Origin of the sequence: Streptomyces sp. NPDC086549, from assembly GCF_044746205.1 — a bacterium.
GTDB lineage: Bacteria > Actinomycetota > Actinomycetes > Streptomycetales > Streptomycetaceae > Streptomyces.
This window is the reverse complement of sequence record NZ_JBIVBS010000063.1, coordinates 1-1,854: the sequence shown is the minus strand read 5'-3', so window position 1 is coordinate 1,854 and position 1,854 is coordinate 1. Positions and strand designations below refer to the sequence as shown.

Annotated in this window: 1 protein-coding gene; it reads right to left on the bottom strand. The window is 71.8% G+C overall.

The annotated features are described in order from the left end of the window. Positions 1–1,854 (bottom strand): condensation domain-containing protein (locus tag ACIPSA_RS51360; RefSeq protein WP_402649242.1); only part of this gene is annotated, 1,854 nt, incomplete at both ends.

The following is a 1,854-nucleotide window of genomic DNA, read 5'->3' as shown; positions in this document are numbered from 1 at the left end:
ACCCGGATCCGCAACCACCCCCTCCAACAACCGCCTCCACCGAACAAACAACCCCTCCACCGTCGACCGGTCGAACACATCGGTGGCGTACTCGATCGCGCCGACGATTCCCGCAGGGGCGCCACCGTCGCCGGAGCGTTCGAACAGGCTGATGCCGAGGTCGAACTTGGCCGTGCCGGTGGGCGCCGGTACAGGGGAAACATGAAGGCCCGGCAGGTCGAAGTCGCCCATGGGCGCGTTCTGGAGGGCGAACATGACCTGGAAGAGCGGGTGGTGGGACAGCGACCGCGTGGGGTTGACCACCTCCACCAGATGCTCGAAAGGCACGTCCTGGTGCGCGAACGCCTCCAGCGCCGTCTCCCGCACCCGGCCCAGCAGCTCCGTGAACGACGGGTTCCCGGACAGGTCCGTGCGCAGGACAAGGGTGTTGACGAAGAACCCGACCAGGTCGTCCAGGGCCTCGTCGGTGCGGCCCGCGATGGGACTGCCGACAGCGATGTCGTCTCCGGCGCCGAGGCGACCGAGCAGCGCCGCCAGCGCGGCCTGGAGGAGCATGAACATGCTAACGCCCGAGCGCCGGGCCAGCCCGGCCAGCCCGGCGTGCAGGGCCGGGGCCACCTCGACCAGCAGAAGTCCGCCTCGGTAGGAGGCGACAGGCGGTCGCGGCCGGTCCGTGGGCAGCGTGATCTGCTCGGGCATTCCGGCCAGTTGCCCGGTCCAGTACGAGAGCTGGCGGGCGAAGACGCTTCCCTCGTCGCCGGGGTCTCCGAGCAGGTCCCGCTGCCACAGGGTGTAGTCCGCGTACTGCACGGGCAGCGGCGACCAGTCCGGCTTGCCGCCCCGGCAGCGGGCCGTGTACGCCGCCGCCAGGTCCCGGGAGAGCGGTCCGGTCGACCACCCGTCGCCGGCGATGTGGTGGATCACGATCAGCAGCACGTGCTCGTCCCGCGCCAGTTCGAACAGCTCGGCGCGCAGCGGAGGCTCGCTCGCCAGGTCGAACGGGTACCGGGCGGCCTGAGCGAGCCGCTCGGGCAGCAGGTCGCGGCTGGTCACGGTCAGCGGCACCCGCGTCCGTACCTCGTCGGGGTCCAGCACCCGCTGGAACGGCACCCCGTCACTCTCGGCGAAGACCGTCCGCAGGCTCTGGTGACGGGCCACCACGTCGGCCAGCGCGCCCCGCAGCGCCTGTTCGTCGAGGTCGCCCGAAAGCCGCAGCGCGAGCGGGATGTTGTACGTGGCGCTCGCGCCCTCCATGCGGTGCAGGAACCACAGGCGGCGCTGTGCGAAGGAGAGCGGGACCCGCTCCGGGCGCTCGGCGGCGGTCAGTGCGGGACGTGCCTGGCCGGCGCCGTCCAGCGCGGCGGCGAGCCCCGCCACCGTCGGCGCCTCGAACAGGGTGCGCAGGCTCAGTTCGACACCGAGGACGGTCCGGACCCGGGCTGTCAGCCGGGTGGCCAGCAGGGAGTGGCCGCCCAGGTCGAAGAAGCCGTCGTCCACGCCGACTTCGGGCATGTCCAGCACCTCGGCGAAGAGCTGGGCGAGGATCTGCTCCCGCGGGGTGCGCGGTGCACGCCCGGATCCCGCTCCGCCGAACTCCGGCTCGGGCAGGGCGGCGTGGTCCAGCTTGCCGTTGGGTGTCAGCGGCAGCGAGTCGAGCGTGACGACGGCCGACGGCACCATGTAGTCCGGCAGCCGTGTGCGCAGGTAGGAGCGCAACCGCTCGGGCTCTTCGACGGTGGACACCGCATAGGCGACCAGCCGGTCCTGGCGGGCGATCACGGCTGCCCGGGTCACTTCGGGGTGGCCGGTGAGCACCGACTCCACCTCGCCGGGTTCGATACGGAACCCGCGGAT